Raw genomic sequence first — 15,731 nt, forward strand, 5'->3', positions numbered from 1 at the left:
CCATGGCGAACGCGATCCACGCGACGGGGCTTGTTAAGCGCTACAACGACGTGATCGCGCTGGACAGTGTCGATCTGATGGTACCCGCGGGTTCCGTGCTTGGCCTCCTTGGGCCGAACGGCGCCGGCAAGACCACCGTGGTGCGCATCCTCAGCACCCTGCTGCAGCCGGATTCCGGCACGGCCACCGTGGCCGGCATCGACGTATGCACCCGTCCGCACGAGGTCCGCATGCGCATCGGACTGTCTGGCCAGTACTCCGCCGTCGATGAATACCTCACCGGCTTCGAGAACCTGGACATGATCGGCCGGCTCTACCACCTGGGTCGTCGCGCATCACGGGACCGTGCCCGCGAGCTGCTCGCGCAGTTCGACCTCATCGACGCGGCGGACCGCCCGGCCAGAACCTACTCCGGCGGCATGAAGCGACGACTCGACCTCGCCGGCGCGCTGGTCGCGGACCCTCCGGTGCTGTTTCTCGACGAGCCGACCACCGGACTCGACCCGCGCAGCCGCACCGACATGTGGCACACGATCCAGACCCTGGTCTCGGCGGGCACCACGCTGCTGCTCACGACCCAGTACCTCGAGGAGGCCGACCTGCTGGCGGACACGATCGTGGTGATCGACCACGGCAAGGTGATCGCGCAGGGCACCGCCGACCAGCTGAAGTCGCAGGTCGGCGGTGAGCGGCTCGAGCTGACGGTGTCCGACCCTGCCCGGTTCCACGACGCGGTGGCCCTGCTCACGCCGCGCGGGGTGGGGGAGCCGATGCTCGAGGAGCAGCGCCGATCCGTGGTACTCCCCGTTCAGGGCGGAGCGGCTGTGCTCACCGCGGCGTTGCGCGACCTCGATGACGCCGGCATCCACATCGACGATGTGGGGTTACGCCGCCCGACCCTTGATGACGTCTTCCTCACCATCACCGGCCACGCCGCAGAAGAAACAGCGGATGCCACGTCGGAGCGTGCCCGATGAGCGTTGCCACCGTGATCGCAGACAGCGCGATCGTCGCGAAGCGCAACCTGATCAAGATCAAGCGCGTGCCCGACCTGCTGGTGTTCACCACGCTGCAGCCGATCATGTTCGTGCTGCTGTTCGCCTATGTCTTCGGCGGGGCGATCGACCAGAGCGGCGACGGCCAGGCCTACCGCGAGTTCCTGATCGCCGGGATCTTCGCCCAAACCGTGGTGTTCGGGGCCACCATCACCGGCGCCGGGCTTGCCGAGGACGTGCGGAAGGGCATCATCGACCGGTTCCGGTCGCTGCCGATGGCGCCGTCCGCCGTACTGATTGGACGCACCTTCTCGGATGTCGTGAACAACGTGCTGGTGCTGATCGTGATGGCGCTCACCGGGCTGCTCGTCGGCTGGCGCATCCGCACCTCGTTCTTCGACGCCATGATCGGCTTTCTGCTGCTGCTCGTCTTCGCCTATGGCGTGTCATGGATCATGGCCTGGATCGGCATGCTGGTGCCGAGCCCGGAAGTGGTCAACAACGCGGCGTTCATCGTGATCTTTCCGCTGACCTTCATCGCGAACACGTTCGTGCCGATCGAGACCCTGCCGGGGCCGCTGCAGACCTTCGCGGAGTGGAATCCGGTGTCGGCGGTCACCCAGGCGGCCCGCGACCGGTTCGGCAATCCCGATCCGAACCCGCAGGCGACCGAAGCGACCTCCTGGGCGCTGCAGAACCCGGAGTTGTACACCCTGATCTGGACGGTGGCCATTCTCGTGATCTTCATCCCGCTCGCCAGCTGGCAGTACCGGCGCACGGCGAGCCGCTGATCAGCCGGCGCGCACATCCCAGCCGTGATGCACCACATCGTGCAGGGTGTATCGCGCGAAGCTGTCTACCGTGAACGAGGCGCCGTCGCCGCGGCGGCCGGGGCGCTGCCACTGATGCCCGTGCACACTGTCGAGCCTGGCGGCGAGCGACTCCGCGGCTGCCACGAGCTCTGCGGCAACCACCCGGGGATCCTGCTCGTTGTACCGCTCAGCGACGGCGGTCGCGTCCTGATCCCAGTTCGCGAACTCCGGGTCGTCTTCGGTCAGCATCAGGCCCGTGCGGTAGTCGCCGAGCCGCACCACGTCGCGCACGTGCGCCGCGTACTCCAACGCCGACCAGGTGTTCTCATCGGGGCGCTCGGCCACGGATTCCCGGTCGAGCACGACCGGCCAGACGGCCGCCTCGCGGCGCAGCAGGTCGGCGACATCCGGGCCCTGGATCGTTTGCGCGTCGAATCCGCATTCGGGGCACGCACGGTCCAGCACCCAGGTCCAGTTCTTCGCGTCAGGCGTAATCGGCATGCTCCACATCGTCGCCCATCCCGCCGACCGGTACCGTAGATTTCATGCCAGATTTCGCCGCGGACGGGCGGCGCCCATCGCCGAACCGGATGATGGGAGCCATCGTCGGCGCGCTGCTCCTGCTGATCGGGATCCTCGGTTTCGCCGTCACCTGGGATGTTCCGATCTTCGGCACGCCGGGAGCCCTGCTGTTCGGGCAGCTGGAAGTGAACCCCGCGCAGAACCTGCTGCACCTACTCGGCGGCGCCGCGCTCATCACGGCGGCCGCGACGAGCATCGCCGCGGCGCGCACGACGAACGCGGTCGGCGGTGCGCTCAGCCTGCTGCTTGGGCTGACAGGACTGTTCCTGGTCGGATCGCCGGCGAACTTCGTGGCGGTCAGTCCCCTCGGCAACCTGCTGCACTTCGCTGCGGCCGTGCTGCTGTTGGCGGTGGGACTGGGCGTCGAGCAGCAGAAGCAGCGTTAGGCCGGCGGCTGAACCGGCAGCACCTGGCCGTGCGTGATCGCGACCAGTTGGTCGAAGGTCAGCGGAAACACCGTGCGCGCGTGCCCGGCGGCCGCCCAGATCTCGGGGTAGGCGGCGAGGTCGGCGTCGACGACCGTGCGAAGCGGTGCGGGATGCCCGACCGGCGCCACCCCTCCGATGACCTGACCGGTGGCCGCGGCCACCACCTCGGGCTTTGCCCGCCGGATGACGCCGCCCAACTGTTCGCCGAGCCAGACGGTGTCGACCCGGTGAGCCCCCGAGGTCATCACCAGCAAGGGTTCGCCGTCCAACTCGAAGACGAGGGAGTTGGCGATCGCACCCACGTCGATGCCGAGCAGTCGCGCCGCCTCGACCGCGGTCGTGGCGTGCTCGTCAAACCATCGGATGCGCGGTTCCTCGGTGTGCGCGGCCAGGGCGGCCGCCACTCGTTCGACCGCCGGATGGGTCGGGCTCCCGGCCTGCAGTCGGTCGTCGGTCACGGGCGGGCCGCCTCCAGTGCGGGCACCGCGGTCGCCTGCGTCATGAAGCGACGCACGTTGGCGTCGACAATGATGTCGCTCGGGCGCAGCGCCCTGGTGAGGAACAGGCCATCTAGCGCGGTGATGCGGCTGAGCGCCACGTAGGTCTGTCCGGGCGCGAAGGAGCGCGCTCCGAGGTCGACGATGGCGCGCTCGTAGGTCTTGCCCTGGGACTTGTGGATGGTCACCGCCCAGGCGAGCCGCAACGGGAACTGGGTGAACTCGCCCACGACATCCTTGGACAGCTGCCGGGTGCCGGCGTTGTACGTGTACTTGTACTTCTCCCAAACCGCCGGCTGCACCTCGTGCACGTCACCGTCGACCTCGACGAACACGGTGCTGCCGATCCGGGTCACCGTGCCGATGCTGCCGTTGACCCACCGCTGGTCCGGGTCGTTGCGCAGGAACATCACCTGCGCCCCCACCTTCAGCTCGAGCTTGTCGTCGGCCGGGAACGCCCGGCCGCCGAACTCGCCGTTCACCTCCGCGCGGGCGGTCTTCACCTGCCCGGTGAGGCGCGCCAGCGCCTGCCCGTTGATGCGATTGACCGTGGCGTTGGTGGTGGCGAGGGTGATCGCGCCATCCGTCGGCGGTGTGCGGGCACCGGTCTCGTTCAGCCGATGCGCGATCTCCGCGGTCACCTGGCCGTGCCGCACCGCGTTCAGCATGAACTTGAACTCGGCCTCGTGCTGCCGGTGGATGGTGGTGAGTTCGTAGATGCGCAGCTCGGCTTCGTTCCACACCTTGGCGTCGAAGAACCACATCGACGCGTACTGGTCGAGGAAGTATGCGCGCTCATCGTTGTCGCCGGGCACCGGGGCCAGCTGGTACGGGTCACCGAACAGCACCACCTGCACGCCGCCGAATGCCTCGTTCTTGCGCTGCCTGGCCTGCCGCAGGCTGCGGTCGATCGCGTCGAGCAGGTCGGCGTTGACCATCGACACCTCGTCGATCACGAGCGTGTCGATGGTGTTCAGCAGCTTGCGCAGCACGGCGGACTGCTCGATGTCCTGGCTCGCGATGACGCCGATCGGCAGCCGGAACAGCGAGTGGATGGTCTGCCCGCCGACGTTCAGCGCGGCAACCCCGGTGGGGGCGGCGATCACCACCTGCTTCGACGTGTGCCAGGCCAGATGGTTCAGCAACGTGGACTTGCCGGTGCCGGCTCGACCCGTCACGAAGATGTGCTCACGCGTCTTCTCGATGGCCTCGAAGACGGCGGCCTGTTCGGGCGAGAGGGCGAGCGCTGTCACGGCAACCCACCTTACCCGCGCTACCGGGGCGTCAGCGGTGAGCGCCTTAGGATGTGGGAATGCGCCGATCACTCATTATCTGGTCGGTCATCTTCGGTGTGTTCGTCGCGGCATTCATCGGCACGGTGATCGCCTTCAACGCCACGCTCTTCAGCGCCGGCGGGTTCGTGCGCGTCTACCTTGATTCCGTGGCCCGCGGTGATGTCCAGGGGGCCCTCGCACTGCCGGGCGTGGAGGTTCCGGAGGGCGTGAGCGACGAGCTGCTCGACCCTGACGCCCTCGCTGAACTCAGCGACATCCGCCAGATTGACGATGTCGACCTGGGGGACGGCACCCACCAAGTCACCGTGGAGTACGCCGTGGGGCCGAGCACCGGCCGAAGCACGTTCCTGGTGCAGGACGCCGGCTCGGTGTTCGGGCTGTTCTCCGGGTGGCGGTTCACCGAATCCCCCCTCGCCACGATCGAGCCGACCGTGCTGCACGAGAACCGCTTCAGCGCGAATGGTGTGCCGTTGCGCACCGATTCTGCGCTGCCGGTCGCCGTGTTCACCCCCGGCTGGTACGTGTTCGACCACGAATCGGCGTTCCTCGCGGCCGAGGCAACCGCCGTCGCCGCGACCACCCCGGGCGAGCACCTGGCCACCACCATCGACGTGCAGGCGGACACCACATTCGTGGAGCAGGTGCAGGAGGAGCTCACCAGCTACCTCGAGGACTGCGCCACCCAGCGCGTGTTGATGCCGAGCGGATGCCCGTTCGGCCAGCAGATCGACAACCGCATCGAGAGCGAACCGGTATGGTCACTGACCGCGCATCCGCAGGTGACCATCATGCCGGGCGCCGAGCGCGGCACCTGGCAGATGCCGCCGACCGGGGGAGTCGCCCACCTCACCGTCGACGTGCGGTCGATCTTCGACGGCACCCGCTCCACCTTCGATGAAGACGTGCCCTTCACCGTGCAGTACCTGATCACGTTCCAGCCGGATGGCTCGCTGCTGATCACCGCGCAGTAGAAGGCACCGCGCAGTAGCCGGGTCGTGCGTTACTTGCCGTCGCGCTCGGCCTGCGCGGCCAGCATGTCGTTGTACGCGGTCAGCTCGGCGTCCCCGTCGCGGTCGGCCTGCCGGTCGGTGCGCCTGCTCTCCTTGGCGTCGCTGTGACTCCACATGATCGCCACGATGATGGCCATCGTCACGGTCGGGATCTCGCCGATGCTCCAGGTGATGCCGCCGGCCACCTGCTGGTCGGCGAGGGCGCTGGTGCCCCAGCCCATCGCGCCGTACCAGTCCGCGAGCAGCAGCCCGGTGCTGCTCATGATGCCCAGGCCGAAGAAGGCGTGGAACGCCATGGTTGCCAGCAGGATCAGCAGCCGCATCGGGTATGGCGCGCGGTATGGCAACGGGTCGACGCCGATCAGCACCATCACGAACAGGTAGCCGCTGGCGAGGAAGTGCACGATCATCCAGTAGTGCCCGACGTGGTCGCTCACCGCCCAGCTGAACAGCGGCGTGTAGTAGAACGCCCAGAGCGATCCGGCGAAGATCGCCGCGGCAACGATGGGGTTCGTGAGCACCCGCATGTAGCGCGAATGCACGGTGAGCATCGTCCACTCCCGCACGCCGCGGCTGCCGTCGGTTCGCTTGCGTACCGCCCGCATGATGAGCGTGATCGGCGCTCCCGGCACCAGCAGCACCGGGATCACCATCGCCAGCAGCATGTGCGCGAGCATGTGGATGCTGAACAGGTAGTCCTGGTACACGTTCATCGGGCCGTTTGTCACGTAGAACAGCAGGGCGACACCGGCCAGCCACAGCACGGTGCGGTGCAGCGGCCACCGGTCGCCGCGTCGGCGCAGTCGCCACACCCCGGCGAGATAGAAGAACGCCAGGAATGCGCTGACCAGGGTCCACAGCAGGTCGGGGTTCCAGCTGCTGAGCCAGGTGGAGACGGTCGGCACCGGCGGCAGCGGGCTGCCGGTGAGGATCTCGGCCGGGCTCGGGTTCACCTGGTCGGCGATCGCCACCTCGGGCCGCGGCGTGGCGGTGCGGGCGAGCGCTGCGGCGACACCGGAGGCCACCCCCATGAAGGCGAGCTCCGCGGCGGCCAGCCACCAGAAGTACCGGCGCGCGCCGGTGTCGTTGCGCGACATCCGCGAGATCAGGAAGCGGCGCTGCAGCGCGCCGAACGCGCCGAGCACGACCAGAGCCGCGACCTTCACCAGCAGCAGCACGCCGTACGGGCTGGCGAGGTTCTCGAGCGTGCCGACGCGAATCTCGGCGCTGATGTAGCCGGATGCGGCGACGACGACGAAGCAGATGAGGGCCAGCGACGAGTAGCGCGACACCACGTCGCGCAGTTTCGAGCCGGTGAGCGTGGATTGCACCAGAGCCAGCGCGGTCAGGCCACCCAGCCACACCGCAGCGGCGGTCACGTGCAGCCAGAGCGCCGAGACCGCGTCGTCGTGGTCGGCGGTGCCTCCGGTGTGCCCCTGCGACGCCAGCTGCACGAAGCCGGCGATGGTCAACGCGGCGACGAACAGCAGCACGGTCTGGTTGCGCACGGCGAAGCACAGCACCGTGACGGCCGCCGCGATCAGCATCACGGTCAACCACGACTTGCCGAGTTCCGTGTCGGTGAGGAAGCGCGCGAGCAGCTGCCCGAACCGGTCGTCGAGGGTGACCGGCTCCAGATAGATGGTCAGGAAGATCATGAAACCGGATGTCGCGGACGCCACGGTCCAGACCGCGGCGGAGCCGGCCGCGATGTCGAGCGCCCGGTTGTACTCCGGGGTACCGGCCGTGAGCGCGAAGCAGGCGAGCACGATCGGCCCGATCGCCAGGGCGGCGGACAGATTGACGATCAGGGCGCTGATCGGCAGTCCCCAGCGCACCACGGCGCCGGGATCGGCGATGGGCAGCGGCGCGGCGCCGCCACCGAAGGCGAGGCCGGCCAAGAGCGAGAGGACCGCCGCGAACAGGAGCGCCGCGGGCGCGACGATCCGGGCATAACGAGGCACCTATTCAGCCTAAGCGACCGGGAGCGGCCTGGTCACCGCCTCAGGAATGCACAAAGGGGACACCGCCACGTGAGTGGCGGCATCCCCTTGTGATGATGCTGGTGGCTACTTGGCAGCTGCCTTGAGCTTCGAGCCTGCGCTCAGCTTGACACCATTGCTGGCTGCAATCTGCAGAGCCTCACCGGTCTGCGGGTTGCGGCCGGTGCGGGCGGCACGGTGGGTGCGCTCGACCGAGACCCAGCCCGGAATGGTGACCTTGGTGCCCTCGCCGACAGCCTTCGCCAGCGTGGCGAAGAGTGCGTCGAAGACGCCGTTGACGGCGGCCTGGCTCTGGCCAGACTCAGCGGCAACTGCTGCAACGAGCTCGGTACGGTTCAGTGACTTGTCAGCCATGTGGTGTCCTCCTCGGACGTTTTTGCAATTAGAAGTTGTCCTGCGCGCCCGAGGCCCAGCAGAACCGCCTTGAACTTACCAGCTTGACTTAGTAATTCCGGGCAATTCGCCGCGGTGCGCCATATCGCGGAAGCGAACACGGGACACACCGTACTTCGAGAGCACACCGCGCGGGCGGCCGTCGATCGAGTCGCGGTTGCGCAGGCGCACCGGCGAGGCGTTGCGGGGAAGCTTCTGCAGGCCGATGCGTGCGGCCTCACGGGACTCGTCGGTTCCGTTCGGGTCGACGAGAGCCTTCTTCAGCTCGAGACGCTTCGCGGCGTACCGCTCGACGATGACCTCGCGCTGCTTGTTACGGGCAATCTTGCTTTTCTTAGCCATGTCTTAGCGCTCCTCGCGGAATTCGACGTGCTTACGAACCACGGGGTCGTACTTCTTCAGCACGAGGCGGTCTGGGTTGTTGCGACGGTTCTTCTTGGTCACGTACGTGTACCCAGTACCGGCGGTGGAGCGGAGCTTGATGATCGGACGAACGTCCTGCTGCTTGGCCATTAGATCTTCTCCCCACGGGCGAGAAGGTCCTTGACGACCGACTCGATGCCACGAGCGTCGATCATCTTGATGCCCTTGACGCTGAGCGTCAGGGTCACCTTACGACGAAGCGACGGCACGTAGTACGTCTTCTTCTGCACGTTCGGGTCGAAGCGGCGCTTCGTCCGGCGGTGCGAGTGTGAAATGTTGTGCCCAAAGCCGGGAACGGCTCCGGTCACTTGGCAGACTGCTGCCATGCTCTTCCTCCATTGCTACCGCAGGGTGAAATTCACCCTGCCCAAGGTCACTTGTCGGCACAGTTCATCCACGCTCTGATATGAGAGAGGTGGATTGGTGTACATCTGAGTGGAGATACCACTCAGCCAGCGTTAAACATTACGCGACGCGCGCGGCATCCGCAAACCAAACCGGACGAGGCTAACAGCGTGCGCCCCACTGTTGTGCGCTTTGCCACAATCCACACCGAGACCACCGGTTTGTTGTTTGTAGCTCACAAACGGGAATGTGTGGCGCAGCGGTTCTGACTCCTAACGTGGAAGCAACTTCACTCTGAACAAAGGACAGTTCAATGGTTGACACCGCTCCCCGGCCCCATATCGCCGAGCCGGCGGCGACCACCGGCCCGATCCCGCTGCCGACCGCCCACATCGACGTGGCCAGCCTGGGGCGCGCCCTGCTCGGAACCTGGGCCGACGCGCGGCTGAGGGCCCGCAAGCTGGCCGCCGACCCGGCCATGCACCGGATCGAAGGCCTGTCGATGGCCGAGCATCGGGAACGCACGTTCCAGCAGATGCGCACCCTCGCCGCGAACGGCCAGGTGAACCGGGCCTTCCCGTCAGCGATCGGCGGCGCCGACGACCACGGTGGTAACATCGCCGGCTTCGAGGAGCTGATCATCGCCGACCCCTCCCTGCAGATCAAGGCGGGCGTGCAGTGGGGCCTCTTCGGCGCAGCGGTGCTGCACCTCGGCACCGAGCACCACCACACCACCTTGCTGCCAGACATCATGAGCCTGGCCGTACCCGGCGCGTTCGCGATGACCGAGACCGGGCACGGGTCGGATGTCGCGTCCATCGCCACGACCGCCACCTGGGACCAGGCGGCGGGGGAGTTCGTGCTGAACACGCCATTCCGCGGCGCCTGGAAGGACTACCTCGGTAACGCGGCGGTACACGGCACCGCCGCCGTGGTGTTCGCGCAACTGATCACTCAGGGCGTGAACCACGGCGTGCACGCGTTCTACGTGCCGATCCGATCGGCCGACGGCGAGTTCCTGCCGGGTGTCGGGGGAGAGGATGACGGCCTGAAGGGGGGCCTGAACGGCATCGACAACGGCCGGCTGCACTTCACCGACGTGCGCGTGCCGCGCCAGATGCTGCTGAACCGCTACGGCGACGTCGATGAGGACGGCACCTACACGTCGCCGATCTCCAGCCCCGGCCGGCGGTTCTTCACCATGCTCGGCACTCTGGTGCAGGGCCGGGTCTCGCTCGATGGGTCGGCCACCGCGGCATCCGCCATGGGTCTGACGATCGCGATCACCTACGGCAACCAGCGTCGCCAGTTCACCGCGTCGAGCGACACCGACGAAGAGGTGCTGCTCGACTACCAGCGGCATCAGCGCCGCCTGATCCCCCGGCTTGCCACCACCTACGCGCAGACCTTCGCGCACGATGACTTCCTGGTGAAGTTCGACGCGGTGTTCAGTGGCAAGACCGACACCGACGAGGACCGGCAGGACCTGGAAACCCTGGCCGCCGCGCTCAAGCCGCTGTCGACCTGGCACGCCCTGGACACCCTGCAGGAGGCCCGCGAGGCCTGCGGCGGCGCCGGCTACCTCGCCGAGAACCGCATCACCGGCCTCCGCCAGGACCTGGACGTCTTCGTCACCTTCGAGGGCGACAACAACGTGCTGCTCCAACTGGTCGCGAAACGCCTGCTCACCGACTACAGCAGCCGGTTCGCGAAGGCGGATGCCGGCGCTCTGGCCCGCTACGTGGTGGAGCAGGCCGCAGACCGTGCCTACCACGGCACCGGGCTGCGCAGGCTGTCGCAGACCATCGCCGACTTCGGGTCAACCGCCCGCTCGGTCGGCCAGCTGCGCGAGACCAACATTCAGCGGCAGTTGCTCACCGACCGGGTGGAGACCATGGTCAGCGGCATCGCCAACGCGCTCCGCAACGCGCGCAAGCTGAGCAAGGTGGAGGCGGCCGCGTTGTTCAACTCGCAGCAGAACGAGATGATCGAGGCGGCCAGGGCGCACGGCGAGCTGCTGCAGTGGGAGTCGTTCACCCGCGCCGTCGACCGGATCACCGACCCTGGCACCAGGCAGGTGGTGTCGTGGCTGCACGACCTGTTCGGGCTTGGCCTGATCGAGAAGCACCTGTCCTGGTACCTGATTCACGGCCGGTTGTCGCCGCAGCGCGCGCAGGCCGTCTCCGCCTACATCGACCGGCTGGTGACCCGGCTGCGTCCGCACGCGCAAGACCTGGTCGACGCCTTCGGCTACGAGCCGGCGCACCTGCGGGCGGCGATCGCGTCTGGCGCCGAGGCGGAGCGTCAGGACGAGGCCAGGGCCTATATCGCCCGGCAGGCGGCAGCCGGAACCACTCCGGTGCCGGAGAAGTCGATGACCGCGAAGCGCGCCTGACGTGCGGCTCGGATACAGCGTCGGCTACTGGCAGCAGGGACCCCCGGCCGGCGCGCTGGAGGCCATTCTCGAGGCGGAGCGGCTCGGCTTCGAGTCGGTCTGGACCGCGGAGGCGTACGGCTCCGACGCGTTCAGCCCGCTCGCCTGGTGGGGGTCGCGCACCTCACGGGTGAAGCTCGGCACCGCCATCGCGCAACTGTCGGCGCGCACTCCGGCCGCCACCGCGATGGCCGCACTGACGCTTGACCACCTGTCCGGTGGTCGGATGGTGCTCGGACTCGGGGCATCCGGGCCGCAGGTGGTCGAGGGCTGGTACGGCCAGCCGTACCCCAAGCCGCTGGCCCGCACCCGCGAGTACTTCGCCATCGTCCGCGACATCCTCGCCCGCAATGGTGCGGTGACCGCCGCCGGACCGCACTACCCGCTGCCATATCAGGGGACGGATGCCGCGGGCCTAGGTAAACCGCTGCAGTCCACCGTGCACCCGCTGCGCGCGAACCTGCCGATCTACCTGGCGGCGGAGGGCCCGAAGAACGTGGCCCTGGCGGCGGAGATCGCCGACGGCTGGCTGCCGTTCCTCATCTCGCCGCGTGCCAACGCCGAGTACGCCGGGTACCTCGCCGAGGGCTTCGAGCGGCGATCACCGGCACTGTCCGCGACATCCGAATTCGAAGTGGCGGTGCAGATCCCGGTCGTGCCGCATGCCGATGTGGAGACGGCGGCGGATGCGGTGCGGCCGATGATCGCGCTGTACGTGGGCGGGATGGGGGCCAAGGGGGCGAACTTCCACCGCAACGTGCTCGATCGGCTGGGCTACTCCGAGCAGTGCGACCGCATCCAGGAGCTGTTCCTGGCCGGCAAGAAGGCCGAGGCGGTGGCCGCGGTGCCGACGCGGCTGATTGAGGAGATCGCGCTGATCGGGCCGCCCGAGAAGATCCGCGACGACCTCGCCGCGTGGGAGGAGTCGGTGGTCACCACCATGCTGGTGCAGGGCGATGCCGCAGCGCTGCGGCTGATCGCGGAGCTGCTCGGCTAGCTCGGTGTGCGTCTGACGTGTTTGAGCCACTTTGTCGTGGTTGAGCCACGGCAATGTCAAGTGGTGGTTGCAACTGTGTCGATCAGGCTGCCTGGAGGAACTGGGCGAGGGCCTGCGCGGGGGTGCGGTAGTCCAGGGTCGGCCGGGGCCGCTTGTTCAGGGTGTCCTGAACCTTGCGCAGGTCGGCCGCCGTGTGAGTCGAGAGGTCGCTGCCCTTCTCGAACCAGAACCGGAGCAGCCGGTTGGTGTTCTCGTTGCTGCCCCGCTGCCAGGGCGAGTGCGGGTCGCAGAAGTACAACCGGGTGTTCAGCTCGAGTTGGATGCGTTCGTAGTCGGCCAGCTCGGTTCCCCGGTCCCAGGTGACCGACCGGCGCAGATGCTCGGGCAGGTGCCGCATCTGTTCGATCATCGCGTCGGCGACCTCCGGGGCGGTGTGTCGACCGGGCAGGTGCAGCAGGATCACGAACCGGCTGGCGCGTTCCACCAGGGTGCCGATCGCCGACCGGTTCCCTCCACCTATGATCAGGTCGCCCTCCCAGTGCCCCGGGACGGCGCGGTCGGCGGCCTCGGCCGGCCGCTGACTGATGGTGAACGCCTCCCGATACGGGTTCTTCGGGTTAGCCCGGCTCGACCGGGAGACCCGGGATCGCCGTTTCAGGCTGAGCTGCTGGTTCAGATCCGCCCGCAGATTCCCACGCGTCTGCACATATAGCGCCTGGTAGATCGTCTCGTGACTCACCCGGCTAGTCTGATCCCTCCCGGCCGTGCGGCGGAGCATGTCCGCGATCAGTCGCGGGCTCCAGCCCTGGTCCATCCAGGCCGCAATCCGGCGACACAGCAGCTCGTTCACCGCGAGCTTGAACGGTTTCGGACGAGCTCGCCGAGATCCCGCGAGCCGGTCGGCGATCCGCGCCCGATAGACCCCGTCCGGGCCGCGGTTGCGGCTGATCTCACGGGAGACCACGGACTTGTCCCGGTCGATCAGCGCCCCGATCTGCGACAGGGGCAACCGCTGACCCAGCCCCGCCTGGATCACGGCGCGATCCTCCGAGCTCAGAGAGCGCCCGGACTTCTCCCGCGGCGGCGGCACCGGTTCGGCCATCCCACCGTGCGGGCCCATCCGCAAAGGTGTCATCGGCCCAGATTGCGCCCACCACCGTCTCACGGCGCCCCGCGACGCGCCCACCGCAGCACTCGCGGCATTCATCGACGACCCTGCGGCCATCAACTCGAAGAACCGTTCTCGCTCCGCCGGCCCGAACTTCGGCTTCATCGCAACACCCTTCCGCAGCGTTGCAACGACCATATGAATCTGCCCACGGCGCGGAGGCTCACCAGCGACAAAGTGGCTCAAACGCCTGGACGGCGGCGGTCAGTCCTGCGCGCGTGAGCACGCCTCGCACAGGCCGAACACGTCGACCACGTGACTCGGCTGGGTGAAGCCGTGCTCGGCGGCGACCGTGCGGGCCCAGGCTTCCACGGCATCCGCTTCGATTTCGATGGTCAGGCCGCAGTTGCGGCAAATCAGGTGATGGTGGTGGCCGGTGGTGCAGGCGCGGTACAGGCTCTCGCCGTCCTGCTGCAGCGAGTCGGCCTCACCCTCGCTGGCGAGCGAGGCCAGCGCCCGGTACACGGTGGCCAGCCCGATCGGGGAGTCGGATTCACGCATCCGCGAGTGCAGGGCCTGCGCGCTGACGAAACCCTCCGAGGTTTCCAGCGCCTCGCGCACGGCCTCGCGCTGCCAGGTGTTGCGTTTCATGCTGCGCTCCTTGCCGGTTGGGTGCGTCGAGCGGTGCCGAGGCGGGTGCGCGCGCCCAGTTCCCGCGCGCCGAGGGTGATGACGAAGACGATGGCCGCGATCAAGCTGATGGTACCGCCGGCGCTGATGCCGAGCGCCGTGGACGCCAGCACTCCGGCGACGGCCGTGGCGGCACCGATCAGCGGGGCGGCGACGGTCATGCTGGCGATCGACGGCGCCCACAGCCGAGCGGATGCCGCGGGGCCGACGATCAGCGCAATGGCGAGGATGCTGCCGACGGCCGGCATCGCGACCACCACCGTGCCCGCGATGAGCACCAGGCTGAGCAGCTCGGGCAGCCACATCCGGTAGCCCGCCGCGCGGTAGGCGGCGCCGTCGAAGCTGGAGAACAGCAGCTCCTTGCCGAAGGCGGCGATCACGATCACGGCGATCGCCAGCATCGCGGCGGTGAGCCAGATGTCGGCCGGGTTGACGGTGAGGATCGACCCGACCAGGAACGACTCAATCTGGATCGGCAGGTTGGGGTTCAGCGCCTGCAGCAGCGCGCCGAGCGCGAACCCGGAGGTCAGCACCAGCCCGGACGCCACCTGTCCGCCGAGCCGGCGAATGGACGCGAGCGCGGTCATCACCCCGACCAGCGCGAGGCTGAACACGGCGGCGCCGAGCGCGGGGGCGACGCCCAGCACGACCGCCGCGACGGCGCCGGGGAAGGTGGAGTGGGTGAGCGCGGTGGCGAAGAAGGCACGCCGCCGCACCACGACGAGCACGCCGACCAGCCCGGACAGCGCGCCGACCAGCACCGCCTCGATCAGGGCCAGGCTGAGGAATCCCATCAGCGCACCGCCCGTCCGACTCGTGCGGGCGAGGGCCGTGTGCCGCATGCGCCGGCTGAGCCGCGCTGGTTGGCGAGGGAGCGGATGCCCCAGAACGCCAGCGCCAGCAGGAACAGCATGAGCAGCGTGAGCACCACCGTTGCGCCGCCCGGCAGCGACACCCCGCCGTACACCGACGCGGCGAAACTGATCGACAGCCCGAGCCAGCCGGCGAGGGCGATCGCCAGCACCGAGATCGGCGCGAGCAGCCACAGCCGCTGCGTCAGCAGGCGGGCGATGCCGGCCGGAACGATGAGCAGCGCGAGCACCAGCAGCACGCCGAGCGCCTGCGACGCGGCGACGACGATCAGCGCGATGGCCACGTTCAGGGCCAGGTCGTAGCCGAGCCGGTTGTAGCCCATCGCCTCCGCCGCCTGCGGATCGAACGCCCGCAACAGCTGCTCCTTCGCGGTCACCGCGACGATCGCCAGCGCGATCACGGCGACGATGGCGGTGGCCACGATCTCCGCCGCGGTGACGGTGAGAATGTGCCCGAACAGCAGCTGGGAGAGCTGTCCGACGTAGTCGGACTCGAGCGACACGATGATCACGCCGATGCTGAACATGCTGGTGAGTACCACCGCCACCGCGGAGTCGCTCGGTACCCTGCGCTGCGATACCAGCGTGAGCACCACGGCCGCCACGACCGCGGCCACCAGCCCGCCGATGAACAGTCCGTCCTGTCCGGCGATCGCGAAGCCGATCACCACACCGGGGAAGACCGCGTGCACCAGACCGTCGCTGAGAAACTCCAGGCCGCGCAGGGTGACGAACACCCCGAGCACCCCGGCCACGACGGCCAGGATGAGCATCAGGGTAAGCGCGCCGGCCATGAACGGCAGCTGGAACGGTGCGATCAGCAGGTCGCCGAGATCGATCACGATGA

18 protein-coding genes are annotated in these 15,731 nt (G+C 68.2%); 6 read left to right on the forward strand and 12 right to left on the reverse strand.

Annotation, left to right across the window (positions count from 1 at the left end; translation table 11 throughout):
• Positions 1–2: 2 nt before the first annotated feature.
• Both HCT51_RS18350 and HCT51_RS18355 read left to right on the forward strand, forming a co-directional pair.
• Positions 3–977 carry an ATP-binding cassette domain-containing protein gene (locus HCT51_RS18350; protein ID WP_166879916.1) on the forward strand — a complete coding sequence of 325 codons (975 nt, stop codon included), beginning with the start codon at positions 3–5 and terminating at the stop codon, positions 975–977.
• Positions 974–1,786, forward strand: a complete 813-nt coding sequence (locus HCT51_RS18355) for an ABC transporter permease (protein WP_166879913.1) — start codon at positions 974–976, stop codon at positions 1,784–1,786. The genes HCT51_RS18350 and HCT51_RS18355 overlap by 4 nt, the downstream gene beginning before the upstream one ends.
• Here HCT51_RS18355 and HCT51_RS18360 read toward each other — a convergent pair whose 3' ends face one another.
• The gene (locus HCT51_RS18360; protein WP_166879910.1) at positions 1,787–2,308 is read right to left on the reverse strand and encodes a DinB family protein; all 522 of its coding nucleotides are present in this window, start codon (positions 2,306–2,308) and stop codon (positions 1,787–1,789) included.
• Between the two features lie 44 nt (positions 2,309–2,352).
• Between HCT51_RS18360 and HCT51_RS18365 the strand changes: the two genes are divergently transcribed.
• Positions 2,353–2,775 carry a DUF4383 domain-containing protein gene (locus tag HCT51_RS18365; RefSeq protein ID WP_166879908.1) on the forward strand — a complete coding sequence of 141 codons (423 nt, stop codon included), beginning with the start codon at positions 2,353–2,355 and terminating at the stop codon, positions 2,773–2,775.
• On the opposite strand, the gene HCT51_RS18370 is transcribed toward HCT51_RS18365, so the two are convergent.
• Positions 2,772–3,221, reverse strand: a complete 450-nt coding sequence (locus HCT51_RS18370; RefSeq protein WP_224760792.1) for a YbaK/EbsC family protein — start codon at positions 3,219–3,221, stop codon at positions 2,772–2,774. The two genes, HCT51_RS18365 and HCT51_RS18370, sit on opposite strands and share 4 nt — an antisense overlap.
• Positions 3,222–3,271: 50 nt before the next feature.
• Positions 3,272–4,567 (reverse strand): ATP-dependent DNA helicase, encoded by a 1,296-nt coding sequence (locus tag HCT51_RS18375; RefSeq protein ID WP_166879903.1) that lies wholly within the window; start codon positions 4,565–4,567, stop codon positions 3,272–3,274.
• Positions 4,568–4,626: 59 nt separating this feature from the next.
• On the opposite strand from HCT51_RS18375, the gene HCT51_RS18380 reads away from it, so the two are divergent.
• On the forward strand, positions 4,627–5,580 hold the full coding sequence (locus HCT51_RS18380) for a hypothetical protein (RefSeq protein WP_166879901.1): 954 nt from the start codon (positions 4,627–4,629) through the stop codon (positions 5,578–5,580).
• A 29-nt stretch (positions 5,581–5,609) separates the two neighbouring features.
• On the opposite strand, the gene HCT51_RS18385 is transcribed toward HCT51_RS18380, so the two are convergent.
• From HCT51_RS18385 to rpmB, 5 genes are all read right to left on the reverse strand, one after another.
• Positions 5,610–7,583 carry a bifunctional copper resistance protein CopD/cytochrome c oxidase assembly protein gene (locus tag HCT51_RS18385; RefSeq protein ID WP_224760583.1) on the reverse strand — a complete coding sequence of 658 codons (1,974 nt, stop codon included), beginning with the start codon at positions 7,581–7,583 and terminating at the stop codon, positions 5,610–5,612.
• 105 nt (positions 7,584–7,688) lie between these two features.
• Positions 7,689–7,976 (reverse strand): HU family DNA-binding protein, encoded by a 288-nt coding sequence (locus tag HCT51_RS18390; protein WP_166879898.1) that lies wholly within the window; start codon positions 7,974–7,976, stop codon positions 7,689–7,691.
• A 75-nt stretch (positions 7,977–8,051) separates the two neighbouring features.
• On the reverse strand, positions 8,052–8,357 hold the full coding sequence (gene rpsN / locus HCT51_RS18395) for a 30S ribosomal protein S14 (RefSeq protein ID WP_166879896.1): 306 nt from the start codon (positions 8,355–8,357) through the stop codon (positions 8,052–8,054).
• A gap of 3 nt (positions 8,358–8,360) precedes the next feature.
• On the reverse strand, positions 8,361–8,528 hold the full coding sequence (gene rpmG / locus HCT51_RS18400; RefSeq protein ID WP_056010525.1) for a 50S ribosomal protein L33: 168 nt from the start codon (positions 8,526–8,528) through the stop codon (positions 8,361–8,363).
• On the reverse strand, positions 8,528–8,764 hold the full coding sequence (rpmB, locus tag HCT51_RS18405; protein WP_166879893.1) for a 50S ribosomal protein L28: 237 nt from the start codon (positions 8,762–8,764) through the stop codon (positions 8,528–8,530). The genes rpmG and rpmB overlap by 1 nt, the downstream gene beginning before the upstream one ends.
• Before the next feature lie 332 nt (positions 8,765–9,096).
• On the opposite strand from rpmB, the gene HCT51_RS18410 reads away from it, so the two are divergent.
• Together HCT51_RS18410 and HCT51_RS18415 are read left to right on the forward strand one after the other, a co-directional pair.
• Positions 9,097–11,178 (forward strand): acyl-CoA dehydrogenase family protein, encoded by a 2,082-nt coding sequence (locus tag HCT51_RS18410; RefSeq protein WP_166879890.1) that lies wholly within the window; start codon positions 9,097–9,099, stop codon positions 11,176–11,178.
• A gap of 1 nt (position 11,179) precedes the next feature.
• Complete coding sequence (locus HCT51_RS18415) at positions 11,180–12,214, forward strand: LLM class F420-dependent oxidoreductase (RefSeq protein ID WP_166879887.1); 1,035 nt, start codon at positions 11,180–11,182, stop codon at positions 12,212–12,214.
• 82 nt (positions 12,215–12,296) lie between these two features.
• Here the strand turns inward: HCT51_RS18415 and HCT51_RS18420 are convergent, their stop codons facing one another.
• The 4 genes from HCT51_RS18420 to HCT51_RS18435 all read right to left on the reverse strand — a co-directional run bounded on the left by HCT51_RS18420 (position 12,297) and on the right by HCT51_RS18435 (position 15,726).
• Positions 12,297–13,487 carry an IS30 family transposase gene (locus HCT51_RS18420; RefSeq protein ID WP_224760422.1) on the reverse strand — a complete coding sequence of 397 codons (1,191 nt, stop codon included), beginning with the start codon at positions 13,485–13,487 and terminating at the stop codon, positions 12,297–12,299.
• 99 nt (positions 13,488–13,586) lie between these two features.
• On the reverse strand, positions 13,587–13,973 hold the full coding sequence (locus tag HCT51_RS18425) for a Fur family transcriptional regulator (protein ID WP_166876850.1): 387 nt from the start codon (positions 13,971–13,973) through the stop codon (positions 13,587–13,589).
• Positions 13,970–14,806: a metal ABC transporter permease gene (locus HCT51_RS18430; protein ID WP_166876847.1), complete on the reverse strand. Its 837-nt coding sequence runs from the start codon at positions 14,804–14,806 to the stop codon at positions 13,970–13,972. The genes HCT51_RS18425 and HCT51_RS18430 overlap by 4 nt, the downstream gene beginning before the upstream one ends.
• The gene (locus HCT51_RS18435; RefSeq protein ID WP_224760584.1) at positions 14,806–15,726 is read right to left on the reverse strand and encodes a metal ABC transporter permease; all 921 of its coding nucleotides are present in this window, start codon (positions 15,724–15,726) and stop codon (positions 14,806–14,808) included. Before HCT51_RS18435 ends, HCT51_RS18430 begins: the two co-directional genes overlap by 1 nt.
• Positions 15,727–15,731 lie beyond the last annotated feature (5 nt).

The sequence above is a fragment of the Salinibacterium sp. ZJ450 genome, from assembly GCF_011751885.2.
GTDB lineage: Bacteria > Actinomycetota > Actinomycetes > Actinomycetales > Microbacteriaceae > Ruicaihuangia.